General features: G+C 64.5%; 22 protein-coding genes and 1 pseudogene. 13 read left to right on the plus strand and 10 right to left on the minus strand.

Annotation, left to right across the window (positions count from 1 at the left end; translation table 11 throughout):
* Positions 1 to 28 precede the first annotated feature (28 nt).
* From QE393_RS01320 to QE393_RS01335, 4 genes and pseudogenes are all read left to right on the plus strand, one after another.
* Positions 29 to 747, plus strand: a pseudogene (locus QE393_RS01320) (OmpA family protein).
* A gap of 250 nt (positions 748 to 997) precedes the next feature.
* On the plus strand, positions 998 to 3136 hold the full coding sequence (locus QE393_RS01325) for a bifunctional diguanylate cyclase/phosphodiesterase (RefSeq protein ID WP_273810002.1): 2139 nt from the start codon (positions 998 to 1000) through the stop codon (positions 3134 to 3136).
* Positions 3137 to 3318: 182 nt separating this feature from the next.
* On the plus strand, positions 3319 to 4473 hold the full coding sequence (locus QE393_RS01330) for a phosphatidylserine/phosphatidylglycerophosphate/cardiolipin synthase family protein (protein ID WP_273810000.1): 1155 nt from the start codon (positions 3319 to 3321) through the stop codon (positions 4471 to 4473).
* A gap of 94 nt (positions 4474 to 4567) precedes the next feature.
* On the plus strand, positions 4568 to 5872 hold the full coding sequence (locus tag QE393_RS01335) for an acyltransferase (protein WP_310041712.1): 1305 nt from the start codon (positions 4568 to 4570) through the stop codon (positions 5870 to 5872).
* Here QE393_RS01335 and QE393_RS01340 read toward each other — a convergent pair.
* Positions 5799 to 6215, minus strand: a complete 417-nt coding sequence (locus tag QE393_RS01340) for an antibiotic biosynthesis monooxygenase (RefSeq protein WP_310041714.1) — start codon at positions 6213 to 6215, stop codon at positions 5799 to 5801. The two genes, QE393_RS01335 and QE393_RS01340, sit on opposite strands and share 74 nt — an antisense overlap.
* A 74-nt stretch (positions 6216 to 6289) precedes the next feature.
* Positions 6290 to 6691 (minus strand): ketosteroid isomerase-related protein, encoded by a 402-nt coding sequence (locus tag QE393_RS01345; RefSeq protein ID WP_273809996.1) that lies wholly within the window; start codon positions 6689 to 6691, stop codon positions 6290 to 6292.
* Between the two features lie 105 nt (positions 6692 to 6796).
* Between QE393_RS01345 and QE393_RS01350 the strand changes: the two genes are divergently transcribed.
* Positions 6797 to 7384 (plus strand): GNAT family N-acetyltransferase, encoded by a 588-nt coding sequence (locus QE393_RS01350; RefSeq protein ID WP_273809995.1) that lies wholly within the window; start codon positions 6797 to 6799, stop codon positions 7382 to 7384.
* On the plus strand, positions 7381 to 8265 hold the full coding sequence (locus QE393_RS01355) for a carbon-nitrogen hydrolase family protein (protein ID WP_273809993.1): 885 nt from the start codon (positions 7381 to 7383) through the stop codon (positions 8263 to 8265). Before QE393_RS01350 ends, QE393_RS01355 begins: the two co-directional genes overlap by 4 nt.
* 46 nt (positions 8266 to 8311) lie before the next feature.
* Here the strand turns inward: QE393_RS01355 and QE393_RS01360 are convergent, their stop codons facing one another.
* The 5 genes from QE393_RS01360 to yaaA form a co-directional block, all read right to left on the minus strand.
* Complete coding sequence (locus QE393_RS01360) at positions 8312 to 9832, minus strand: fumarate hydratase (RefSeq protein WP_273809991.1); 1521 nt, start codon at positions 9830 to 9832, stop codon at positions 8312 to 8314.
* A 230-nt stretch (positions 9833 to 10062) separates the two neighbouring features.
* Positions 10063 to 11037, minus strand: a complete 975-nt coding sequence (locus QE393_RS01365; protein ID WP_273809990.1) for a D-glycerate dehydrogenase — start codon at positions 11035 to 11037, stop codon at positions 10063 to 10065.
* Between the two features lie 28 nt (positions 11038 to 11065).
* Positions 11066 to 11929: a TIGR01459 family HAD-type hydrolase gene (locus QE393_RS01370; protein ID WP_273809989.1), complete on the minus strand. Its 864-nt coding sequence runs from the start codon at positions 11927 to 11929 to the stop codon at positions 11066 to 11068.
* Between the two features lie 117 nt (positions 11930 to 12046).
* Positions 12047 to 13507, minus strand: coding sequence for a mannose-1-phosphate guanylyltransferase/mannose-6-phosphate isomerase (locus tag QE393_RS01375; RefSeq protein ID WP_187981188.1), 1461 nt, complete (start codon positions 13505 to 13507; stop codon positions 12047 to 12049).
* Between the two features lie 397 nt (positions 13508 to 13904).
* Positions 13905 to 14684, minus strand: coding sequence for a peroxide stress protein YaaA (yaaA, locus tag QE393_RS01380; RefSeq protein WP_273809988.1), 780 nt, complete (start codon positions 14682 to 14684; stop codon positions 13905 to 13907).
* A 353-nt stretch (positions 14685 to 15037) separates the two neighbouring features.
* On the opposite strand from yaaA, the gene QE393_RS01385 reads away from it, so the two are divergent.
* The 4 genes from QE393_RS01385 to moaE all read left to right on the plus strand — a co-directional run bounded on the left by QE393_RS01385 (position 15038) and on the right by moaE (position 17701).
* Positions 15038 to 16429: a PhoH family protein gene (locus QE393_RS01385; protein ID WP_273809987.1), complete on the plus strand. Its 1392-nt coding sequence runs from the start codon at positions 15038 to 15040 to the stop codon at positions 16427 to 16429.
* Positions 16430 to 16515: 86 nt separating this feature from the next.
* Complete coding sequence (gene moaC / locus QE393_RS01390; RefSeq protein ID WP_273809986.1) at positions 16516 to 16995, plus strand: cyclic pyranopterin monophosphate synthase MoaC; 480 nt, start codon at positions 16516 to 16518, stop codon at positions 16993 to 16995.
* Positions 16992 to 17243 (plus strand): MoaD/ThiS family protein, encoded by a 252-nt coding sequence (locus QE393_RS01395; protein WP_133862102.1) that lies wholly within the window; start codon positions 16992 to 16994, stop codon positions 17241 to 17243. Before moaC ends, QE393_RS01395 begins: the two co-directional genes overlap by 4 nt.
* Before the next feature lie 2 nt (positions 17244 to 17245).
* Positions 17246 to 17701 (plus strand): molybdopterin synthase catalytic subunit MoaE, encoded by a 456-nt coding sequence (moaE, locus tag QE393_RS01400; protein WP_273809985.1) that lies wholly within the window; start codon positions 17246 to 17248, stop codon positions 17699 to 17701.
* 143 nt (positions 17702 to 17844) lie between these two features.
* On the opposite strand, the gene rhlB is transcribed toward moaE, so the two are convergent.
* The 3 genes from rhlB to QE393_RS01415 form a co-directional block, all read right to left on the minus strand.
* Positions 17845 to 19350 (minus strand): ATP-dependent RNA helicase RhlB, encoded by a 1506-nt coding sequence (gene rhlB, locus QE393_RS01405; protein WP_273809984.1) that lies wholly within the window; start codon positions 19348 to 19350, stop codon positions 17845 to 17847.
* Between the two features lie 95 nt (positions 19351 to 19445).
* Complete coding sequence (locus QE393_RS01410) at positions 19446 to 20396, minus strand: GGDEF domain-containing protein (RefSeq protein WP_133862099.1); 951 nt, start codon at positions 20394 to 20396, stop codon at positions 19446 to 19448.
* Between the two features lie 199 nt (positions 20397 to 20595).
* Positions 20596 to 21240, minus strand: coding sequence for an alpha/beta hydrolase (locus tag QE393_RS01415; RefSeq protein ID WP_273810343.1), 645 nt, complete (start codon positions 21238 to 21240; stop codon positions 20596 to 20598).
* Positions 21241 to 21623: 383 nt separating this feature from the next.
* Here QE393_RS01415 and QE393_RS01420 point away from each other — a divergent pair, with 383 nt between their 5' ends.
* The 3 genes from QE393_RS01420 to QE393_RS01430 all read left to right on the plus strand — a co-directional run bounded on the left by QE393_RS01420 (position 21624) and on the right by QE393_RS01430 (position 25050).
* A complete protein-coding gene (locus tag QE393_RS01420) occupies positions 21624 to 22652 on the plus strand; it encodes an amino acid ABC transporter substrate-binding protein (RefSeq protein WP_187981194.1) in 1029 nt (342 codons plus the stop codon).
* Between the two features lie 100 nt (positions 22653 to 22752).
* Positions 22753 to 23940, plus strand: a complete 1188-nt coding sequence (locus QE393_RS01425) for an amino acid ABC transporter permease (RefSeq protein ID WP_273809983.1) — start codon at positions 22753 to 22755, stop codon at positions 23938 to 23940.
* A 9-nt stretch (positions 23941 to 23949) separates the two neighbouring features.
* The gene (locus QE393_RS01430) at positions 23950 to 25050 is read left to right on the plus strand and encodes an amino acid ABC transporter permease (protein ID WP_187981196.1); all 1101 of its coding nucleotides are present in this window, start codon (positions 23950 to 23952) and stop codon (positions 25048 to 25050) included.
* Positions 25051 to 25058 lie beyond the last annotated feature (8 nt).

The raw sequence follows: 25058 nt of genomic DNA on the forward strand, positions 1-25058 counted from the left end.
ATTGCCGGGTGCGGCCCCGTTCGCCGCAATGGATCTTCAAGGAGTAAAGACATGGCGCTGCCCACCCGTATCCTTCTCGCCAGCCTGGCCCTGGCCACCCTGGCCGGATGCGCTTCCCCCAATCCCTACGAAAATCAGGGTCAGGCCAGCGGTGGCACCTCCAACACCGCCAAGTACGGTGGCCTGGGCGCTCTTGCCGGCGCCGTCGCCGGTGCCGCCATCGATCACAATCATCGGGGCAAGGGTGCGCTGATCGGCGCCGCGGCCGTGGGTGCGGCGGCAGCGGGCTACGGCTACTACGCCGACCGCCAGGAAGCCGAATTGCGCCGGCAGATGGAAAACACCGGCGTCGAGGTGCAGCGCCAGGGCGATGACATCAAGCTGATCATGCCCGGCAACATCACCTTCGCCACCGATTCGGCCGACATCGCCAACAGCTTCTACAAGCCGCTGAACGACCTGGCCAATTCCTTCAAGCAGTTCGACCAGAACAGCATCGAGATCGTCGGCTATACCGACAGCACCGGCAGCCGCGCCCACAACGTCGAGCTGTCCCAGCGCCGGGCGCAGAACGTCGCCGGCTACCTGACCGCCCAGGGCGTCCCCGCGGCGCGGCTGAGCACCCGGGGCGCCGGTCCCGATGCGCCCATCGCCAGTAACGCCACCGCCGATGGCCGGGCGCAGAATCGTCGCGTCGAGGTCAATCTGCGGCCCCTGCCGGGAGCCACCGGCACCCCGGCCCAGTAACGACCGCTCGTCGCCTGCGACCCGCAGTTTCCGCGCCCTCGTGAGGGGCGGCGGAAACTGCTTTTCCATTTTGCGCTCTGATAGACGTCGTAAAGGGAGCCTCCCGCCGATTGGCAGGAGGCATGCTCCTGTCCGGCTGCTACGCTAGTAGGGTTGGAGCGACACATCGCATAACGGACACGAAGGGAAGGGGTAGCCAGCCGCACATGGCTGCTGCACGGCGGCAGAGGCCGCGGGGAGAAAAGGCTTGATGGAGTGCCCGTTGCCGCAGACAGAGCAAGGTCCGGTATTGCTGGTGGTGGACGACCGCCAGGAGAACCTGTTCGCCATGCAGGCGGTGCTGGAGGTCGGGAACTGGCGGGTGATCACCGCTGCCTCGGGTGAGCGTGCCCTGCAATACCTGCTGGACGAAACCGTGGACCTGGTGCTACTCGACGTCCAGATGCCGATCATGGACGGCTTCGAGGTGGCGCGCATCATGCGCAGCAACCTGCGCACCCGCTTCACCCCGATCATCTTCGTCTCCGCCGAAGCCCACTCCTACGAATCGGTGTTGCGTGGCTATGCCACCGGCGCGGTCGACTATCTGCTCAAGCCCGTCGATCCCAATATCCTCCGCCACAAGGTGCGCTCGCTGCTCGATCACGAGCGCAATCGTCGCGAGTTGCTGCAGGCCACCCAGCAGCTGGAACTGGCCAAGTCCTTCAGCGACTCGCTGCTCGACAATGCCGCCGAGGGCATCCTCACCGTCAACGAGCAGGGCCGGGTGACCTTCGCCAACGCCGCCATCGCCCGCATGTTGCGCTGCAGCGTCAGTGACCTGGTGCATGCCAACTTCCTCGACTTCCTCGAAGGGGGCAGCGGTCTCGACGACTGGCAGACCTCGCCCTTCATGGAGCACTACGACCGTCGCGAGACCTATCGCCTGCATGACGCCCGCCTGCGTACCAATCGCGGCGACAGCCTGCCGGTGGCGCTGTCCTGCGCGCCGCTGCCGCGCATGCAGCGGGCCATGGTCATCATCGCCCTGGACATGTCGCGCATGCGCGAGTTGCAGGACCAGCTCGAATCCCAGGCCGTCACCGATGCCCTGACCGGGCTGCTCAATCGCCGCGGCTTCAACCAGACCCTGGAAGCGGCGCTGGCGCGCAGCGGTCGCAACGGCAAGCGCATGGCCGTGCTCTACATCGACCTCGACGGTTTTAAGCGCATCAATGATTCTCTCGGCCACGAGGCCGGGGATCGGGTGCTGTGCATCGTCGCCGAGCAGCTCAAGAGCTGCATGCGGCCCTACGACATCCTGGCCCGCATGGGCGGCGACGAATTCACCGCGCTGCTCGATTCCCTCGAGCATCCCGAGGATGCCGCCCGCGTCGCCGAGAAGCTCCTGGAGCTGCTGGCCACGGTGCATCGCATCGACGGCATGGAGGTCAGCCTGGGCGCCAGCATCGGCATCGCCAGCTATCCCGATTGTGGCCATACCGTGGACGGCCTGCTGAGATCCGCCGACATTGCCATGTACGAGGCCAAGCGCGGCGGACGCCAGCAGTACCGCTTCTTCTCGCCGGAAATGAATGGCCGTGCGCGTTCCCGGCTGATGCTCGAAGAAAGCGTGCGCAATGCCATCGACAACAAGGATTTCGTCCTCGCCTACCAGCCGCAGGTCTATCTGCGCGATGGCCGCCTACGCGGCTTCGAGGCGCTGCTGCGCTGGGAGCACACGGTGGCCGGCAAGGTCTCGCCCAGCGTCTTCATTCCGCTGCTGGAAGAGACCCGGCTGATCAACCGCATCGGCGACTGGATCTTCCGCGAAGGCGCCACCAAGCTGCAGTCCCTGCAGGAGATCTACGGCGACGAACTGTTGCTGAGCATCAACCTCAGTCCCGTGCAGTTTGGCATGCCGCAATTGGCGGAGAGCCTGCGCCAGATCATCGAGACCCATGGGTTGCAACCCAGGCAGATGGAAATCGAGGTGACCGAGTCGGCGCTGATGCACGACATCGACTACACGCGGGCGCAGCTGTCGCAACTGCGGGCCCTCGGTGTGCGCATCGCGGTGGATGACTTCGGCACCGGCTATTCCTCGCTGGCATACCTGCGCCACTTCGAGCTGGACACCCTCAAGATCGATCAGTTGTTCATCGCCAACATGCTGGACTCCTCGCGCGACGCCGCCATCGTCAGCACCATCCTCGAGCTGGGCCGCAACCTGGATCTGGAAGTCATCGCCGAGGGCGTGGAGACCCTGGAGCAGCGTGACTGGCTGATCGAGCACGGCTGCGAAATCATGCAGGGCTTCCTGGTCTCCCGACCGCTGAGCGCCGAGGTGACCGGACGCTTCCCCCAGCAGGTGGACTGGGCCGCCAAGCGGCCCGAGCCAACGCTCTAAGCGCCCTGCGGCCTGCGCCAGCGGCGAGCCGCCGTCCATCGGCGCAGGCCGCGAGCCAGGTGGCGGGCCAGGGCCGCCAGGACCTCCCGGGCCGGCACCTGGCCAGCCAAACCACGCACGCCACTGAACGAACACTCGTCCGTGCCTTCTTATGCAATGGCCACAGGCACGGAGTAGGAAGCATGCGGGGCGCCGTCTTTCCATGGCGGGAAAACAACAGGTTCGAATTGCTGGTGGACGGCGGTCGGTTCTTTCCGGCCATGCTCGAATCCATCGCTGGTGCCAGTCGCCAGATCGATGTCGAACTCTATCTGGTGGAAGCCGGCAGCTGCTCCGAGCAACTGCTAGTGGCCCTGACCGAGGCGGCCCGACGGGGCGTCGCGGTACGTTGCCTGTTCGATGGCTTCGGTACTCTGCGGATGGACGCCGCCTTGCGCCGTCAGCTCGAGGAAGCCGGCGCCGAGCTGCGCGTCTTTAATCCCGTGCGCTTCGGCCACGGCCTGCATAACCTGCATCGCGATCATCGCAAGATCTTCATCATCGACGGCGAAGAAGCCTTTGTCGGTGGTAGCGGCGCGACTGACGACTTCTGGGATCCGGCCAAGAGCGACTGCAACTGGCACGAGGTCATGGTGCGCATCCAGGGTCCGCTGGTGGAAGACTGGCTGGCCCTGTTCGAGCGCCAATGGGAAGCGGTCGGTCGCCGCCGCGCCTGGAAGCCGCGTCCGCGGCGGGGACGCGAGCGTCCACCGCCACCGCCCGCTGCCCAGGAAGGGCAGGGCCGGGTCGCCTATGCCGATGCCCGGCAGCACCGTGACATCCTCCAGGCACTGATTCGTGCCCTGGTGGGTGGCCAGGAACGCATCTGGTTCGCCACGCCCTATTTCCTGCCGACCTGGCGCGTGCGCTGGGCGCTCAGGCGCGCGGCGCGCCGCGGCGTCGACGTGCGCCTGCTGCTCACCGGCCGGCACACTGACAATCCGCCGGTGCGTTTCGCCGGGCAGCGCTACTACCGCAGCCTGTTGCGCGCCGGTGTACGCATCTACGAATACCAGCCGAGATTCATCCACGCCAAGATGGTGCTGGTGGACAACTGGGTCAGTGTCGGCTCCTGCAACTTCGATCACTGGAATCTGAGGTTCAACCTGGAGGCCAATGTCGAGGCAGTGGATCGCGGCCTGAGTCAGGCGGTGGCGGCCAGCTTCGTCAAGGATTTCGCCCAGAGCCGCGAGATCACCCTGGAGTTCTGGCGCAGTCGCCCCTGGTGGAGACGGGCGCGCGAATGGCTGTGGGGTTCCCTGGATCGGCTGGTGATCGGTGTACTGGGTCGCGGTTAGCAGCCCCGGTTGTCAGGTGCGGGTAACATAACCGATCCGGCGCTGTTGGCCGGACCCATCGTCCCGTGGACGAGGCCAGACGAGTAACGCCTTAGTGCAGACTTTAGATAAACACCGCTTCATCGGTCTGGAGTGGCTCAGGTTCCTGATGGGTTTCTATGTGGTCGTCTACCACACCATCCATTTCTATCCCGAGCGCAAGACCATCCCCCTGCTGGACGAGATCACCAGCATGGGCTTCTTCGCCACCAGCACCTTCTTCGTGCTCTCCGGCTTTCTGCTCGCCCATGTCTATTGCGGTCGCGGCAGCCTGCGCGAGCCGGCGCGCAGCTTCTGGGTCAAGCGTTTCGCCAATCTCTATCCGATCCACATCTTCGCCCTGCTGCTGGCGATGGCGGTGGTGACCTGGATCGGCAGTCTGGGTATTCCGCCGGGCGCGGCCACGGCCAGTGTCCGCTTCGTGGTGTTCGACACCAACGAACCCCTGGCGCGAACCAACCCCGAACTGTTCCAGCACTTCATGACCAACGCGGAGCTCGCCTTCAACGCCGTGTTGCAGCTGTTCATGCTGCAGGCCTGGAATCCCTATTACCTCACCTTCAACGCGCCCCTCTGGTCGATCTCGGCGCTGTTCTTCTTCTATCTGACCTTTCCCAAGCTGGCCCCGCGGCTGATGACCAGCGAGCGTCCCTGGCAGCTGTTGCTGCTGGTCTGGGTGCTCTATCTGATTCCGCCGCTGCTGGTGATCGCCAACCAGAACTATGGCATGCCCTTCACCGGCCTCCTGCAACGGGTGCCCCTGTTCCGCTTGCCGGAATTCCTCGCCGGCATCCTGCTGTATGCCGTCTTTCGCCGCCAGCACGCGCGGGGCTGGGCGCCGTCGGAAAGGCAGCGGCTGTTGCTGGCGAGCTACCTGATCCTGAGTTTCGCCCTGGGTACGGCACTCTTCACCCATGGGCCCAAGTTCTGGTACTTCCTCTTTCACAACGGCCTGTTCCTGCCGTCGCAACTGATCCTGGTCTACCTGGCCGCGCTGGCACGGGAACCGGTCAGCGAGCGCATCCGCCACTGGTCACCGCGGCTGGGAGCGGCGTCACTGTCGATGTTCGCCCTGCATGTGCCCCTGTCGGGCATCTACATGACCCTGGAACAGCTGATCGGCGGCGATCTCAAGGCCTGTATGAGCGGCAATCGCGAGGTCTGTATCGCCGCCGCCGGGGCCTATACCAACTCCATCGAATGGTACTGGCTGTTCCTGCTGGCGGTGGTGGTGCTCTGCGTGCTGTTCCAGGAGCGGCTGGTGGTGCCGACGCGCAAGCGCATTCTCAAGGTGCTGCTGCCGCGCCTGGCGCCGCAGCAGAAGCCGACCCAGACCAGCGGCGGAAGCCTTCGGCCATGACGAAGAAGCGCGCATTCAGCGCCGCCAGCGGCTCACGCAGCTGCTCCAGCTGATCGGCCGCCCCGAACACCTCGAAGCGTTCCAGGGTGGCGATGGCCTGGGCCTGCTCCAGCAGATCGCCGACGTTGTCCAGGTGGGCCAGCAGCGCCTGGGCATCGCGATAGCCTTCGCGGCAGCGCGCCGTGGCGCCGTCGTAGCAGAAGCCATAGTAGAGGCAGCCGGGTTCGCTCTGGGTGCGTTGCAGCATGGCCTCGCCCAGGCGCCTGAAGGCCTCGACCTGATCGGGCTGGATGGCGAAGACGGGGGCCAGGCTACAGACGGAATCGCTGGGAAGAGTGGGCATGGAAACTCCTGGGTCAGGGGTGATCTCCATGCGACCCCTGCCGAGGGGACGGCGCTCCCGTGAACTGACGGACGTCAGCCACCGACCTGGGCGATCCAGTCGTTGAGGTTGTAGTAGTTGGTCACCCGCGCCACCTTGTCGTCGCGGATCTCGAAGAAGGCTCCCACCGGCAGGTGGTAGGTCTGGCCGCTGGCCGGCGGCAGGCCTTCGTCGCTGGCCAGGTACTCGCCATGGATGACGAATTCGGCGGCGGCGCGGCGCCCGCTGGGTTCGGCCATGACGACCAAATCGGTCAGGCGTTCGCGATAGCAGCGATTCATGTGTGCCATGAAGGCCGCGAAGGCGGCTTTGCCCACCTGCCGCTCGCCCTGGTTGATGTCGTGGACCACATCATCGGTGAGCAACTCCAGAAAGATGTCCATGTCGCCGGCATTGAAGGCGGCGTAGTAGGCGTCGATGAGGTCGGTCGTGGTCATGGCGGTTCCTGTCGTGAACGAAAAAATGGCATTGCCCGCGCATGGTAGGGTGCCGCTACGAGGCCGACATAGCCATTCACGTCTCCTGCTTAACCAGAAGAGTCCATGGACATCCAACTCCTCCACGGCGCTGCCATCGCCCCGCTGATCCCCGAACTCGCCACCCTGCGTATCACGGTCTTTCGCGAATTTCCCTATCTCTACGACGGCACCCCGGACTACGAGTCCCGCTATCTGCAGACCTACGCCCAGTCGCCGGACAGCCTCTGCGTGCTGGTCCGCGATGCCGGCCGGGTAGTGGGCGCTGCCACCGCCCTGCCGCTGGCGGACGAGACCACGGAATTCCAGCAGCCCTTCCTCGCCAGTGGCTGGCCAGTAGAGCGGATTTACTACTTTGGTGAGTCCCTGCTACTGCCGGCCTACCGCGGCCAGGGACTTGGCCGGCGCTTCTTTGCCGAACGCGAGGCCCGGGCGCGGCAGCTGGGGCGCTTCGCCTGGTGTGCCTTTTGCGCCGTGCAGCGTCCGGACGACCATCCCCGGCGGCCGCCGCACTACAAACCGCTACACAGCCTCTGGCAGCGTCAGGGCTTCACCGAACGGCCGACGCTGACCACCCAGTACCGGTGGCAGGATCTCGACGAAGCATTCGAGTCGCCCAAGCCCATGACCTTCTGGCTAAAGGAGTTGCCATGATCCGCCTCGCCGCCTGCCAATACGCCATCGACCTGCTGGAGTCCTGGGACGCCTACGCTGCGCACCTGACCGATCTCTGCGAGGAAGCCGCGGCCGAAGGCAGCCAGCTGCTGCTATTGCCTGAATACGCCGGCCTGGTGCTCAGCGGCCAGCTGCCTCCCGACGAGCGCAGCGACCTGCAGGGCTCCATTGCCGGCATCCAGCCACTGATTCCGGCTTGGCGCGACCTCTGTGAAAGTCTGGCACGCCGGCTGCGGTTGTACCTGTTGCCCGGTTCGCTTCCCGTCCTCGATGACGATGGCCGGTACCGCAATCGCGCCTGGCTGTTTGGTCCCGAAGGCTGCCTGGGCCATCAGGACAAGCTGATGATGACCCGCTTCGAGCGAGAGGAGTGGGACATTTCCGGCGGCCGCCAAGGTTTGCGGACATTCGATACGGCCCTCGGGCGTCTCGGCATCCTGATCTGCTACGACAGCGAATTCCCGCTGCTGGGCCGCCACCTGGCCGAGGCGGGCGCGGACCTGATCCTGGTGCCGAGTTGTACCGATACCGTCGCCGGCTTCCACCGGGTGCGGGTCGGTGCCCAGGCCCGGGCGCTGGAAAACCAGGTCGCCGTATTGCAGTCACCGACGGTGGGGTTGGCATCCTGGTCGCCGGCGCTGGACGAAAATGTCGGCCGCGCCGGGCTCTTTGTCCCGCCGGATCGTGGCATGCCCGCGGACGGCGTGATCGCCCAGAGCGCAGAACTCTGTCCGGACATCGGCCAGTGGCTCTATGCCGACCTGGACCTGGACGAGGTGCGACGAGTGCGGACCCAGGGCCAGGTGTTTATCCGCCATGACTGGCTGGAGCAGTGGCAAGTGCTGGAACCCAGGCGCTGAATGAAAAAAGCCCAGCACTGAGCTGGGCTTTTTCGTGGGACGGAACCTAGATCTCGACGGCGAGGCTGTCGGCGATCTTCTTCTGCCACACCTGCGGGCCAGTGATGTGCACCGACTCGCCACGGGTATCGACGGCCACGGTCACCGGCATGTCCTTCACCTCGAACTCATAGATGGCTTCCATCCCCAGTTCCGGGAAGGCCAGCACCTGGGAGCCCTTGATGGCCTGGGCCACCAGGTAGGCAGCGCCGCCCACGGCCATCAGGTAGACCGCCTTGTGGTCCTTGATCGCCTCGATGGCGATGGGGCCACGCTCGGACTTGCCGATCATGCCCAGCAGACCGGTCTGGTCGAGGATCTGGCGAGTGAACTTGTCCATGCGGGTCGCCGTGGTGGGACCGGCCGGGCCGACCACCTCGTCGCCCACTGGATCGACCGGGCCGACGTAGTAGATGAAGCGGCCCTTGAGGTCCACCGGCAGCGACTCGCCCTTGTTGAGCATGTCGACCATGCGCTTGTGGGCGGCATCGCGACCGGTCAGCATCTTGCCGTTGAGCAGCACGGTCTCGCCGGGCTGCCAGCTCTGCACCTCTTCCGGGGTCAGGGTGTCGAGGTCGACGCGACGAGCGCTCGGACCGGCTTCCCAGACGATTTCCGGATAGGCGTCCAGCGGCGGGGCCTCCAGGGCTGCGGGACCGGAGCCGTCGAGCACGAAGTGGGCGTGACGGGTGGCGGCGCAGTTGGGGATCATGCACACCGGCAGCGAGGCGGCGTGAGTCGGGTAATCCTTGATCTTGACGTCGAGCACCGTGGTCAGGCCACCCAGGCCCTGGGCGCCGATGCCCAGCTGGTTGACCTTGTCGAAGATCTCCAGGCGCAGCTCTTCCAGGCGACTCTGCGGGCCGCGGGCCTTGAGCTCATGGATGTCGATCTCGTCCATCAGCGATTCCTTGGCCAGCACCGCGGCCTTCTCGGCGGTGCCGCCGATGCCGATGCCCAGCATGCCCGGCGGGCACCAGCCGGCGCCCATGGTCGGCACGGTCTTGAGCACCCAGTCGACGATGGAGTCGGACGGGTTGAGCATGGCCATCTTCGACTTGTTCTCGGAGCCGCCGCCCTTGGCCGCGACATCGATCTCCACGGTGTTGCCGGGGACGATCTGGTAGTGGATCACCGCCGGGGTGTTGTCCTTGGTGTTCTTGCGAGCACCGGCCGGGTCGGCCAGGATCGAGGCGCGCAGGACGTTTTCCGGCAGGTTGTAGGCGCGACGGACGCCCTCGTTGATCATCTCGTCCAGGCTCAGGGTGGCGCCGTCCCAGCGCACGTCCATGCCGACCCTGGCAAAGACGGTGACGATGCCGGTGTCCTGGCAGATCGGCCGATGGCCGGTGGCGCACATCCGCGAGTTGATCAGGATCTGGGCGATGGAGTCGCGCGCGGCGGCGGATTCTTCGCGCAGATAGGCCTCGTGCATGGCCTGGATGAAGTCGACGGGGTGGTAATAGGAGATGAACTGCAGGGCGTCGGCAACGCTCTGGATCAGGTCATCCTGCTTGATCACGGTCATGTACGCGCTCCTCTTGGCGGTTTCTTGCGTCTCGGCCACGGACGGTGGCGAGACGGGCGCGCAATTCGGGTCGCACGGACCGGGCCGCGAAGGAGCCCGATCGGAGGGGTGGCCTGACACACTGAGAGAGGCCCACCCGGCCAGGGCGGCCGACCCGAGAGCGGCGCGGCAGTATAGCCTTTAAGCGGCCGGACGGCACGCCACCTGGGTCGACGGTGGGCGATCGGCGCCTAGCGGCGGTCCAGGGCCGCCGGATTGACCAGATCGGTCGGCTGCTTGCCTTCGAGGGCCGCGATCAGGTTGTTCACCGCGCGTTCGGCCATGGCGTAGCGGGTCTCGTGGGTGGCCGAACCTATGTGCGGCAGGGTGACCACGTTGGGTAGTTCGAACAGCGGCGAGGCCTCCAGCGGCTCACGGGTATAGACGTCCAGGCCCGCGCCACGGATCTGGCCCTGGCGCAGCGCCTCGATCAGCGCCGGCTCGTCGATGACCGGGCCACGCGCCAGGTTGATCAGGATGGCGCTGGACTTCATCAGCCCCAGTTCGCGTGCCCCGATGAGGCCTTCGGTAGCGGCTGACAGGGGCACCACCAGGCAGACGAAGTCGGCTTCCCCGAGCAGGTCGTCCAGTTCGCGGCGCTGGGCACCCATCTGCTCTTCCAGCTCGGGCTTGGCGCTGTTGGCGGTATAGAGAATCGGCATGTCGAAGCCGAAGTGGCCGCGCTTGGCGATGGCCGCGCCGATGCGGCCGGCGCCGACGATGCCCAGTGTACGGCCATGGATGTCGGTGCCGAAGTGTTCTTCGCCGATACCCTTGCGCCAGTGTCCGGCCTTGACGAAGGCATCCAGCTCCGGCACCCGCCGGGCGGCGCTCATCAGCAGGGTGAAGCCGAGATCGGCGGTGGTGTCGGTGAGCACGTCCGGGGTGTTGGTGAGCAGGATGCCGCGCTCGGTCAGGTAGTCCACGTCATAGCTGTCGTAGCCGACCGAAACACTGGCGATGGCTTCCAGGGTGGTGGCCATTTCCAGCTCTTTCTCGCCCAGCTTGCGACTGGCGCCGATCAGACCCTGGGCCTTGGCTGCGGAAGCGGCGAAGAGATCGATGTTGGCACTGAAGGGAATCACCTCGACCGTGAAGTGTTCGCGCAGGCGTTCCACCAGCTGTTCGGGCAGGCGGTTGAAGACCACTACGTGCTTCTTGCTCATCGATACCTCGGCATGTGGGAAAAGGGGGTCAGGCCAGACCGGCTGCCGCGAAGCGCGGCAGCGCGGGATGCTGCTCCAGCAAGGCGGTAAGACCTTCGCGGGTGGGCTCCTGATTGAAGTCCAGGCCCAGGGCCTCGCGGTGGATGCCGGTGGCGGCCAGCCACAGACAGTCGATGTCCGCCGCCACCGCACCAGGGACGTCGGTCACCAGGGAATCCCCCACGAACAGCAGGCGCTGGGCACCCCGTTCGGCCAGCGCCCCTGCCGCGCAATGGAAGGCATAGGGATCGGGCTTGCCGTACCAGGTGACCGCGCCACCCAGGGCGGCGAAGCGATCGGCCAGCTTGCCGGCCGCATAGAAGGGTAGACCGCCGGATACCACGTTGCGATCCGGATTGGCGCAGAGAAAGGGCTTGTCCAGGGCGGTGGCCAGGGGCGCGAAGCGGGCTTCCAGCTCGTCTTCCGGAAAGCTGCCGACGCCGAGGATGATGGCGGCCTGGTCGATGTCCTCGACGAAACGCGCGCGGATCTCCGCGGGCCAGCCCGCCTGGCCGGTGCCAGGACCGGAGAGGTAGATACTGCCTGTGCGGAATTTCGGGTCCTGCTGAAAGGCGTCGATGGCCAGCTGGCCCGAGGTGGTGATGCCGGCGAAGAGTTCGCGTGGCACGCCCAGCTTGCCCAGTTCTTCGACCATGCCGTCCGCATCGCGCGAGGCGTTGCTGAGGAACCACACCGGCTTGCCCTCGGCGGCGCGACGCTGCAGCCAGGCGCGGGCACCGGGAAAGGTCTCGTAGCCGTCGATCAGCACGCCCCAGAGGTCGAGGATGAAGCCGTCGTAGGCGGCCAGCGCCTCGTCCAGTTGATCGAGGCGGAGCAGGGTGGGAGCGGTCATGCGGCGGATCCGATGGCGAAAAGGGGAAACGACAAGCCTAACCCGTTTTGCCGAGCGGCTGCCGAAAACACAGACACCGGCCTGAGCCGGTGTCTGTTTGGTGCCTGCTGGCAGTGCTTAGCGCGTGGGCGCCTTGCCGGCCTTGGCGACTTCCAGGGCCTGGGTGTCGACGCGGCCGTAGATGTCCTCGAAGCGGACGATGTCGTCTTCGCCCAGGTAGCCACCGGACTGCACTTCGATCAGCTCCAGCGGTACCTTGCCGGGGTTGGCCAGGCGGTGCACGGAGGTCATCGGCAGGTAGGTGGACTGGTTCTCGGTCAGCAGGAAGACCTTGTCGTCACAGGTGACCTCGGCGGTACCGGAGACCACGATCCAGTGCTCGGCACGGTGGTGGTGCATCTGCAGCGACAGCTGAGCGCCCGGCTTGACGGTGATGCGCTTGACCTGGAAGCGCTGGCCCATGTCGATGGAGTCGTAGGAACCCCAGGGACGGAAGACCTCCTGGTGCGCCTTGACCTCGTTGCGGTTCTGCTTCTCGAGGGCATTGACCAGCTTCTTGACGTCCTGGACCTTGTCCTTGTGGGCGATCATGACCGCGTCCTTGGTTTCCACCACGACCACGTTTTCCAGACCGACCAGGGTCACCAGCTTGCCGTTGCCGTGTACCAGGCAGTTGCGGCTGTCATGCAGGACGACGTCGCCCTTGATGACGTTGCCGTTGTTGTCCTTGGCATGCACGTCCCACAGCGCGGACCAGGAACCGACATCGTTCCAGCCGGCGCTCATGGGCACCACGCAGGCGCGGGTGGTCTTTTCCATGACGGCGTAGTCGATGGAATTGTCCGGGCAGACGGCGAAGGTGGCGGCATCGATGCTGATGTTGATGCCGTCGATGCTGCTGCGCTCCAGCGCCAGCAGGCAGGTGTCATAGATGTCGGTATCGTGCTTCTTCAGCTCTTCCAGGAAACGGCTGGCGCGGAACAGGAAGATGCCGCTGTTCCAGCAGTAGTCGCCGGAGGCCACGTATTCGGTGGCGGTGACGGCATCGGGCTTCTCGACGAAGCGCTCGACGCGGGACACGCCCTGGGGCAGACCGTCGTTGGAACCGGTCTTGATGTAGCCGTAGCCGGTCTCGGGCGCGGTGGCCGGAATGCCGAACAGCACCATCTCGCCACGCTCGGCGGCGGCGGCGGCCTGTTGCAGGGCGGCCTTGAATTCGGCTTCGTCCTCGATCACGTGATCGGCGGGCAGCACCAGCATCAGGTCGTCCTTGCCGTCAGCGACCAGTTGCATGGCAGCGATGGCCACGGCCGGCGCGGTGTTGCGACCGAAGGGCTCCATGATCAGCGCCTGCGGCTTGCACTCGACGGCCTTGAGCTGCTCTTCCACCAGGTAACGGTGTTCGGCGTTGCAGACGATGATGGGGCAATCGATGCTGCCCTCGCAGCCCAGGCGATTGATGGTCTCCTGGAACATGGTCTGTTCGCTGGTCAGGGCCAGGAACTGCTTGGGGTAGAGCTTGCGCGAGAGGGGCCAGAGTCGCGAGCCGCTACCACCGGACAGGATGACGGGAATCATGGGCGTTACTCCTTCAGCGTCTGCTGATTTGTGGCCGCTGTCCCTGAGGTCGGGACGAAGCGTCCATGCTTCGAAAGATCAACCGGCCGAAAGGTCGGCCGGTACAAATTGAACGTGCGGACTGATTGCCATTGGCCAGCATGACCCGGGGCAAGGACCAGACAAAGACAGAATCAAACGAAAGTGGTTCTCAGCGAATTTTCCTTTTTTCGGAAAGGCAGCGGTTTTGAGAGGTCCGGCAACTTTTCGCGCCTGGAACGTCTCCGCTACGGGGCTGAAACCTTTTTTATTGGAGGGAGATGACAGTCTTTCACGGATGGCAGGCACCGAATGTGACCCTCTAGCCAGTTCGATGGCCCCGCGTGCGGGCAATTGTGCCATCCGTCGATTCGCTCGGCTAATTCGGCGGTGTATCGCGCAGAAACACCAGCTTGTCGGTCGAGGAACGCTCGGTCGAGTAGCGATAACCCTGGTCACCGAAATCGCGCAGGTCGTCCACCGTGGGGACGCGTTGCCTGATCACGTGCCGCGCCATCAGGCCCCGTGCCTTCTTGGCGTAGAAGCTGATGATCTTGTAATCGCCATTCTTGAGATCGCGAAACTCCACATCCACGATCCGGGCCTGCAGGCGCGTGCGGCGCACCGCGCTGAAATACTCGTTCGAGGCCAGATTCAGCAGGACCTCGTCACCCTGGGCCGCAAGATCCGCCTTGAGCCAGTCACTGATAAGGTCGCCCCAGAAGGCATAGAGGTCCTTGCCGCGCGAATTGGCGAACTTGGTGCCCATCTCCAGGCGATAGGGTTGCATGAGGTCGAGAGGGCGCAACAGGCCATAGAGTCCGGACAGCATGCGCAGGTGCCGCTGGGCGAAGTCGAAGTCGTCTTCCTGGAAGTCCTCGGCGGCAAGGCCGGTGTAGACGTCGCCTTTGAACGCCAGCAACGCCTGCTTGGCATTCTCCGGCGTGAAATCCGGGGTCCAGCTGCCGAAGCGGGCGACATTGAGCGTGGCGATCTTGTCGGACACCCCCATGAGCGCGGCGACCTCAGCCGGGGCGAGCAGGCGGAGCCCGTCGATCAGTTCGCGGGAATGCTCGAGGTATTGCGGCAGGGTATGGCGGGACGTGCTCGGCGGTGTGCTGTAGTCCAGCGTCTTGGCGGGTGAAATCACCATCAGCATCGGCTTGGCTCCTCTTGGCGAGGCGCCATTCTAGAAGTCTCCGTCGCCGGGCTCCAGTGGGCCTTGCCGATGGGATCGATAGGTATTGACCACGTTCCCGAGGCGAGGTTGCCGGGTCAGGAGGCAGGAAATAGGGGCGCGCGAAAAAAATCGGGTACGGCCAAAAAAAGCTTTTGTGCCTCAGGTCTTTTGCGTTATTACCGAAGTGTCCGTCGCATCTCCCGGGTCCCGTGCCCTCATGTTGGCCGGTCCGTGAACCCGTTGTTGGAGCGACGGCACCTTTCGCAGCGGAGCGTCGTCTGGCGCTCCGTCGACAGGCTTGCGAGTCAAGCGTTTCTACGAGGTGACCGAGTATGGATGATCACGGACGTTCCCGCCCCACCCAGCCCACCCTCTATGTGCTCGACACCAACGTACTGATCCACGACCCCAACGCGCTGCTCAACTTCGAGGAGCACCACGTTGCCATTCCCATGACGGTCCTGGAGGAACTCGACAAGCTCAAGACCGGCAAGCACAACGTTGCCGCGGAATGCCGGCAGGCGATCCGGCTGATCGACAGCGTGCTCGCCGAATCCTCACCCGAGGACGTCGAGCGGGGCGTGCCCATCCCCCGCGGCAAGGGCGAGGCCAAGGGGCGGTTGTCCATCCTCATGAGCCGCCGCGCCGGGCCCATGGCCTGTCTGCCCGACGACATCAACGACAACCGCATCATCAACCAGCTCGTCGAATTGCGCACCCAGCATCCCCAGGAGCGGGTCGTGCTGGTGACCAAGGACATCAACATGCGCCTCAAGGCGCGTGGCTGCGGCATCGCCGCCGAGGACTACCAGACCGACCAGTTGCTCGACGACGTCTCCCTGCTGTCCCAGGGTTATCACAATCTGCCGGGGTCCTTCTGGGATAACGTGAGCAAGGTGGAAAGTCGGCAGGAGCTGGGTCGCGTCTGGCACCGGGTGCAGCTGTCGGCCGAGATGCCACCGTTCAACGTCAATGACTTCGTGCTCGACGAGCAGGGCTTCGTCGGCTGGGTCAAGGCGGTGCGCGACGGCGAGGTCATCCTGCTCGACATGCACCAGGAACCCCTGATGCACCAGGAGGCCTGGGGGCTGAAACCGCGGGACATCTACCAGGCGCTGGCGCTGTTCGCCCTGCTGGAGCCCGACATTCATCTGGTCAACCTGACCGGCGCGGCAGGCTCGGGCAAGACCATCCTGGCGCTGGCCGCGGCCATCGAACAGACCATGGTCACCAAGAGATACCGGCGGATCATCGCCACCCGCAGCGTTCAGGGCCTGGACGAGGACATCGGCTTCCTGCCCGGGACCGAGGCCGAGAAGATGGAGCCCTGGCTGGGTGCCATCACCGACAACCTCGAAGCCCTGCACATGGACGACCACAACCCCCACGGCAGCGTGGACTACATCCTGAGCAAGGTACCGTTGCAGTTCAAGTCGCTGAACTACATCCGCGGTCGCAGTTTCCAGCAGAGTCTGATCCTCATCGACGAATGCCAGAACCTCACCCCGCACCAGATGAAGACCATCATCACCCGTGCCGGCAGCGGCTCCAAGGTGATCTGTCTGGGTAACCTGGCGCAGATCGATACGCCCTATCTCTCGGCCACCAGCTCCGGCCTCACCTACCTGTCCGAGCGCTTCAAGGGCTTCAACCACGGCGTGCACATCACCCTGCAGGGCGTGCCCCGGTCCATCCTCGCCGAATACGCAGAGTCCCATCTGTAATGCCCTCGATCCCCGTCCGGTCACGGGCGGGGATCAAATCCCCAGCCGCAGGTCTACAATGGCAGGTCCTTTCCAGGAGTCATGCCGTGCTGACCCATCTCGATTCCCAAGGCCGTGCCAACATGGTCGATGTCACCGACAAGCAGGTGACCTTCCGTGAAGCCACCGCCGAAGCCCGGGTGCGCATGCGTCCGGAAACCCTCGACCTGATCCAGAGCGGCGGTCACCCCAAGGGCGACGTCTTCGCCGTGGCGCGTATCGCCGGCATCCAGGCAGCCAAGAAGACTGCCGACCTCATCCCGCTCTGCCATCCGCTTATGCTGACCGGCGTCAAGGTCCAGCTGGTCGCCGAAGCCCCCGATGGGGTGCGGATCACCGCCACCTGCAAGCTGTCCGGTCAGACCGGCGTGGAGATGGAGGCCCTGACCGCCGCCAGTGTCGCGGCCCTGACCCTTTACGACATGTGCAAGGCGGTCGATCGGGGCATGACCATCGAGGCGGTGCGGCTGCTGGAAAAGCATGGCGGCAAGAGTGGCCACTTCCGCGCCGAGGAGCAACCGGCATGATCCGCGTGCAATTCTTCGCCCGCTATCGCGAAGTGCTGGGCCTCGCCGAGGACAGCCTGGCCTGGGAGCCTGACCTGGCCACCGTGGGCGACCTGCGTGAACACCTGGTCCAGCGCGGCGGGATCTGGGCCGAGACCCTGGGCGAGCGCGGTCTGATGTGCGCCCGCAACGAGGAGCTCTGCGGGCTGGCCGAGCCGTTGCGCGAGGGTGACGAGGTCGCCTTCTTTCCGACCGTGACTGGGGGTTGAGCATGACTATCCGTGTGCAGGCCGAGGCCTTCGATCCCGGCCAGGAACTCAATGCCCTGCATGCCGCCAACACCGGCATCGGTGCCGTGGTGGGCTTCGTGGGTTACGTGCGGGATTTCAATGACGGCCGGGACGTCGGCGGGTTGTTTCTCGAGCACTTTCCCGGCATGACCGAAAAGGCCCTGGCGCGCATCGTCGAAGAGGCGAACCAGCGCTGGCCGCTGCTCAGGGTCGATATCCTGCATCGCATCGGCCGACTGGAGCCAGGCGAGCCCATCGTCTTCGTCGGCACCGCCAGCGCCCATCGCCAGGCTGCCTTCGACGCCTGCAATTTCGTGATGGACTACCTCAAGACCCGCGCCCCCTTCTGGAAGAAGGAAGATACGGCCGAAGGCCCGCGCTGGGTGGAAGGTCGCGCTAGCGATCAGGATGCTGCCGGCCGCTGGTCGAAGGGGTGACAAGTAGGGTGGAAAACCGCGTCAGCGTTTTCCACCTGGCACGCAACGTTGCAGGTGGATAGGGCCGCGCCGCTATCCACCCTACAGAGGTGCCGGCTGTTCTTGGGAGGCCGGCGGACAACCCTGCGGCAGTGGAGCTGGCCTCAACGCTGCCGCGGCACCGGCTTGAGCAACTCGGCTGGAGGCATTTCGCAGGAGATCTTGCGGCCCAGCAGGGTTTCGATGGGCGGCAGGGCGAAGGCGTCGTCCTCGCCAGCGAAGCTGATGGAGGTGCCGGTGGCGCCGGCGCGACCGGTACGGCCGATGCGGTGCACGTAGTCGTCCGGGTCTTCCGGCAGGGTGAAGTTGATCACGTGGCTGATGCCGTCGACGTGGATGCCGCGGCCGGCCACGTCGGTGGCTACCAGCACGCGGATCTTGCCGGCACGGAAGCCTTCCAGGGTCTTGATGCGCTTGTGCTGGGGCACGTCGCCGGACATCTGGGCGGCGCTGATGCCGTCCTTGGTCAGGCGCTCCTCGATGCGGCGCACCTCGTCACGCCGGTTGGCGAACACCATCACCCGCTCCCAGTTGTTCTGGGCGACCAGGTTGTAGAGCAGGCGGTACTTGTCGCTGGAGGACACCGCATAGACGTGCTGCTCGACGGTGTCGCTGGCCACGTTTTCCGGCTCGATCTCGACGATGGCCGGATCGGTGGTCCACTGCCGCGCCAGATTCATCACGTCGTCGGTGAAGGTGGCGGAGAACAGCAGGGTCTGGCGTTCGCTCTTGGGCGGGGTCTGGCGAATGATCTGGCGAACCTGGGGGATGAAGCCCATGTCCAGCATGCGGTCGGCCTCGTCCAGCACCATGACCTCGACCATGTCCAGGTGCACCTCGCCGCGCTGGTTGAAGTCCAGCAGACGGCCCGGGGTGGCAACCAGGATGTCGCAGTAGCGCGCTTCGAGCTGCTTGAGCTGCTTGTCGAAGTCCATGCCGCCGACAAAGCTCATGACGTTGAGCCCGGTGTACTTGGCCAGGTCCAGGGCGTCGTTGGCGATCTGCACCACCAGTTCGCGGGTCGGCGCGATGATCAGCGCCCGCGGCTCGCCCATGTATCTTTCCTTGGGCGGCGGAGTGGTCAGCAGCTGGGTGATCGTCGAGATCAGGAAGGCGGCGGTCTTGCCGGTGCCGGTCTGGGCACGGCCGATGGCGTCCTTGCCCTTGAGGGTGAAGCCCAGTACTTCCGCCTGGATCGGCGTGCAGTAGGGAAAGCCAAGGTCATGGATGCCGTGCATCAGCCGCGGATCCAGCTTGAAGTCATGGAAGCGCGTCTTGCCTTCCTGCGGTTCGACCGCGAAGTCTTCCAGTTTCCAGGTGTCGACCGGCTTGGGCTTGCGCGGGCTGCGCTCGCGGCGCGGCTTGGCGGATTTTTCCGCCTGGGCGCGAGGTTCCTGTTTTTCGACCTGGGCACGAGGCTCCTGGCTACGGGATTCGCCTGGGGTGCGCGGTTTGCGTGGCACACGCTCGACCTGAGGCTCGGGCGCGATGGGTGCAGGAGAGGCGGGGGCTGCAGGAGCGACGCTGGGGGTAGCTTGGGGCGCAGGGGAGGGAGTCGGCTGAGCGACCTCCTGATCCTTGCCCAGAAATTTTTTGAGTGCCTTGAGCACGGAGGGTCTCGATCATCGAAAGCGGAATGAGACCGCAGTGTAAAGCAACCTACGTGCCCGGCAACAACTACCTGCCGAACGCAGGCGCAATCCGGTCAGCCACTGATCCGATTGCGCCCGGCATCCTTGGCCTGGTAGAGCGATTTGTCCGCACGTCCGACCAGTTCATCCAGGGAGTCGGCCTTGCGCATCTGCGCCAGGCCGATGGAGACGGTAACCCCCGGCAACCTGCCGCAGGGCGAATAGAAATCCTTGATCTCCGCCAGACTCTGGCGCAGGCGCTCGGCGATGGCGATCGCTTCGTCGCGATCGATTTCCGGCAGTAGGATGACGAACTCTTCACCGCCATAGCGCGCCATGCTGTCCTTGGGCCGCAGCTGGTCACGCAGGGTGTTGGCGACCAGGCACAGGGCGTAGTCACCCGCCAGGTGGCCATGGGTATCGTTGTAGCGCTTGAAGTGATCGACATCCAGCATCAGCAGGCTCAGCGGCTGCCGGTTGAAGGCGCAACGGGTGCTTTCGCGCTCGAACAGCTGCTCGAGACGCCGACGGTTGAAGAGGCCGGTCAGGGTGTCGACGTTGGCGTTGCGTTCGGTGTCGACGATGAGCTGATTGCCGCGGCGCATCCGCTCGCAGAGGATGCCGAGCAGGTTGTGCATGGCCTTGGAAGAGCGTTCGATCAGCTCCAGCACCAGATCGCGATGCAGGCAGAGCACCAGGGTATCGGCTTCGGCGATGACGTGGGCGCTGGGCCGCTCGCTGTCCATGAAGCTGATTTCGCCCGAGCACTCACCCGGACCGAGCAGATAGATGGGCGGATTTTCCGGCGAGCCCAGGTGGACCCGCAGGCGACCTTCCAGAACGAGGTACATGTACTGGTTGATCACGGCGGGCGAGAGCAGGCACTCACCAGCGACCAGGCTGCGGGTGGCCGAGCGGGCGATCAGGGCTTCCAGCAGATGGGTCTCCACGCCCTTGAACAGGCGCAGGTCCTTCAGGGAAGCGACCGGGACTTCGGCCAGCCAGGCCGACAAGGGGGCGGCCATCAAAGGATCACCCCGGGGGCTGAAAGGAAAACTCGGGCCATAGCTGCTCCATGCACATCACGACCTTCAGGCACCCCTACTGGACCGGATGGGTACCCCAAAGTTCGTTCGCTTTGCCCTTTCCGGGCCTCCATTCGCCCCCAGATTCCGCAAATTGTCGACCGGTTTCCAAAAACGAAGCGGTCCGGTGATTCGCGCTTTATTTTCCGCCGAGACGTGCCAGCAGCCAGTCCTGGATATCCTGGATTTCCGCCGGAATCACCTCGTGGCGCATGGGATAACTGTGCCAGAGCGCTTCCACGCCCGCGGCCACCAGCGCCTCGTAGGCTGCGCGCCCGAGGGCTAGGGGAACCACATCGTCCTGGTCGCCATGCAGGCACAGCGCCGGGGTCGCCCCACCGCGATTGACCTGGGCGTCTTCGAAGCTGGGCGCGTAGGTCGACAGCGCCATGACACCACCCAGGGTGGGGCAGGAGGTGTTGTAGGCGGTATGCAGCACCACGGCACCACCCTGGGAGAAACCGGCCAGCACGATGCGTTCGGCGGGAATGCCCTGGGCCTGCTGGCTCTCGATCAGGGCCCGTACCGTGGCGGCCGATGTTTCCAGCTGGGCGCGGTCGATGGCCCGGGCCGGATTCATGGCCAGGATGTCGTACCAGGAGGGCATGGCCCAGCCGCCATTGATGGTGACCGCCTGGGTCGGCGCCTGGGGCAGCACGAAACGGGTCGAGATCAGGCTGCGCTGCAACAATTCGGCAACGGGTTCGAAGTCATGCTGGGTTGCCCCCAGGCCATGCAACCAAATGACGCAGCTATCGGCGGTTCCGCTGGGCGATTCCAGCACAAGAGGCGAATTTTCCAAGGCTTTGCTCCAGTTTGGTGCCACTAAAAATGGGTGTGGTAACAGATGGTGCACAAAATGCGTGTCGCATTTTCGTAATTTAGTTGTCCGGCTTTTTGCTCGAAGTCTCGCGATTGCCGGGTTTGAGCCAAGTGAGCATCTGTCGCATTCACTGGTCCGCAAATTGCCTCATCTAGGCTGCGGCCAGGTAGTGCACTAACAGGTAACACTGACTCACTGCTTCGTCATGCCTTCCAGTGCGTCTCCTTCTTCCCTTGATGGAGGACGCCCAGGGATCGGGTGGGCGGGTTCCACGGCAATCAGGCGAGAGACATCGTGCTGCCGTGCGACTGGAACGTAATTCATAAACAAAGTGGAGCTTATCGATGAAGATGGTGAAGTCTACCCTGGCAATTCTGACCACCGCCGCTGCTCTTGGCCTGTCCGGCATGGCTCACGCAGGCGCTACCCTGGATGCGGTGAAGAACAAAGGTTTCGTGCAATGCGGCGTCAGCGATGGCCTGCCGGGCTTCTCCTACACCGATTCCAAGGGTGACTACAAGGGCATCGACGTCGACGTCTGCCGCGCCGTGGCCGCTGCGGTCTTCGGTGACTCCACCAAGGTTCGTTTCACTCCCCTGACCGCCAAGGAGCGCTTCACTGCGCTGCAATCCGGCGAGATCGACGTGCTGTCGCGCAACACCACCTGGACCAGCTCCCGCGATGGCGGCATGGGTCTGATCTTCGCCGGTGTCACCTACTATGACGGCCAGGGCTTCCTGGTGAACAAGAAGCTGGGTGTGAAGAGCGCCAAGGAACTGGACGGCGCAACCGTGTGCATCCAGGCCGGTACCACCACCGAACTCAACCTGGCCGACTACTTCCGTTCCAACGGCATGAAGTTTACCCCCATCACCTACAGCACCTCGGACGAGAGCGCCAAGTCGCTGGAAGCGGGTCGTTGTGACGTCCTGACCTCCGACCAGTCGCAGCTGTACGCCCAGCGCAACAAGCTGTCCAAGCCCGACGACTATGTCGTGCTGCCCGAAGTGATCTCCAAGGAGCCCCTGGCGCCGGCCGTCCGTCGTGGTGACGAGGACTGGCTGACCGTGGTCAAGTGGTCGCTGTTCGCCCTGGTCAACGCCGAAGAGCTGGGTCTGACCTCCGCCAACGTCGAGGCCCAGGCCAAGGACTCCAAGAACCCTGATGTTCGTCGTCTGCTGGGTGCCGATGGCGAATTCGGCAAGGATCTGAAGCTGCCGAAAGACTGGGCGGTGCAAATCGTCAAGCAGGTCGGCAACTACGGCGAAGTCTTCGAGCGCAACGTCGGCATGGGCAGCGATCTGAAGATCAAGCGTGGCCTCAACGCCCTGTGGAATGCAGGCGGTCTGCAGTACGCCCCGCCGGTCCGTTGATCTCGGCGCCTTAGTCGCCGACCACCTTCCGGATGTGCAGATTCTCGCCCTGCAGCGCTCCCCGCGCTGTGGGGCGAGAATTTAATGAGGCTTCTAGTAGATGCAAAACGTTAGCAAACCGTCCTCGCCGGTCCGTGGGTCTCTGCTCACCGATCCGCAGGCACGCTCCTGGCTGTTCCAGATCGTGGCCGTGGTCGCCGTCGTGGCCTTCGGCTGGTTCCTGTTCAGCAACACCCAGGCCAATCTCGCCAACCGGGGTATCACCTCCGGCTTCGGCTTCCTGAACAATACCGCCGGCTTCGGCATTCCCCAGCACCTGATTCCCTACAGCGAAGGCGACACCTACGGGCGGGTCTTCCTGGTCGGACTGCTCAACACCCTGCTGGTGTCGGTCATCGGTATCTTCCTGGCGACCATCATTGGTTTCACCGTGGGTGTGGCCCGGCTGTCGAGCAACTGGCTGCTTCGCAAGGTCGCCACGGTCTACATCGAGACCTTCCGCAACATTCCACCGCTGCTGCTGATCTTCTTCTTCTATTTCGCCGTGCTCGCGCCCCTGCCGGGTCCGCGCCAGAGTCTGAGCCTGGGCGAAGCCTTCTTCGTCAACAACCGCGGTCTGTACATGCCCGCGCCGATCGCCGATGCCGGGTTCCTGCCCGGCTTGATCGCGCTGCTGATCGCCATCGTCGCCAGCGTGGTGGTGGTGCGCTGGGCGCGCAAACGGCGGCATGCCACGGGCCAGCGCTTCCCGGTGCTGTGGACCGTGCTGGCGCTGGTGATCGGGATCCCGTTGCTGGCGGCCCTGATCTTCGGCCGGCCGTTGCACTGGGAAGTGCCGGAACTGCAGGGCTTCAACCTTCGCGGCGGCTGGGTGATCATCCCCGAGCTGGTCTCCCTGGCGCTGGCCCTGTCGGTCTACACCGCGGCCTTCATCGGCGAGACGGTGCGCGGCGGCATCCAGGCGGTCAGCCATGGTCAGACCGAGGCGGCCAGTTCGCTGGGGCTGCGTCCGGGTCTGACCCTGCGGCTGGTGATCATTCCCCAGGCCTTGCGGGTGATCATTCCGCCGCTGACCAACCAGTATCTGAACCTGATGAAGAACTCGTCGCTGGGTGCTGCCGTCGGCTATCCGGAGATGGTGGCGCTGTTCGCCGGCACCGTTCTGAACCAGACCGGTCAGGCCATCGAGACCATGGCCATCACCATGAGCGTCTACCTGGCCATCAGCATCAGCATCAGTATTCTGATGAACTGGTACAACAAGCGCATCGCGCTGATCGAGCGTTAAGGAGCGCGTATGAGTAACCAGACCCATACTTTCAAACCGGACCTGCCGCCGCCGCCTTCCAGCGTCGGTGTCCTGGCCTGGATTCGGGGCAACCTGTTTTCCAGCATCGGCAATACCCTCCTGACCCTGTTCGGTCTCTACCTCGTCTGGCTGATCGTGCCACCGGTGGTGAACTGGGCCTTCATCAATGCCACCTGGAGCGGCAGCACCCGTGCCGATTGCGTGCCAGGCGGTGCCTGCTGGGTGTTCATCAAGGAGCGCTTCGGGCAGTTCATGTACGGCTTCTACCCTGGCGATCAGCGCTGGCGCGTGGATCTGACCGTGGTGATCGCCGTGATCGGGGCGATTCCGCTGTTTCTCGACAGCTTCAAGCACAAGGCCCGCTACGGTCTGGCCCTGCTGGTGATCTATCCGCTGGTGGCCTTCTGGCTGCTGTATGGCGGTCTCGGTCTGCGCGTGGTGCCCTCCAGCGAGTGGGGCGGCCTGATGCTGACCGTGGTGATCGCCGCGGTAGGCATCGTCGGCGCCTTGCCGCTGGGCATCCTGCTGGCCCTGGGGCGCCGTTCCAAGCTGCCGGCGATCAAGGTCATCTGCGTGACCATGATCGAGTTCTGGCGGGGGATCCCGCTGATCACGGTGCTGTTCCTGTCGTCGGTGATGCTGCCGCTGTTCCTGCCCGATGGCATGAACCTCGACAAGCTGTTGCGCGCCATCGTCATGGTGATCATCTTCGAGGCGGCCTATATCGCCGAGGTGGTGCGGGGTGGCATGCAGGCCATTCCCAAGGGGCAGTACGAAGCCGCCGCGGCCATGGGCCTGGGCTACTGGCGGACCACTGGCCTGGTGATCCTGCCGCAGGCGCTCAAGCTGGTGATCCCGGGCATCGTCAACACCTTCATCGCGCTGTTCAAGGATTCGAGTCTGGTGGTCATCATCGGCCTGTTCGACCTGCTCAACAGCATCAAGCGCGCCACCTCCGACCCGGCCTGGCCTGGTCTGTCCACCGAAGGCTATGTGTTCGCCGCCCTGGTCTTCTGGATTTTCTGTTTCGCCATGTCCAGCTACTCCGCCCGTCTGGAGCGCAAGCTGAACACCGGCCACAAGCGTTAGGAGTCAAC

Source organism: Pseudomonas sp. SORGH_AS_0211 (genome assembly GCF_031453455.1).
Taxonomy (GTDB): Bacteria; Pseudomonadota; Gammaproteobacteria; order Pseudomonadales; family Pseudomonadaceae; genus Chryseomonas; species Chryseomonas aestiva.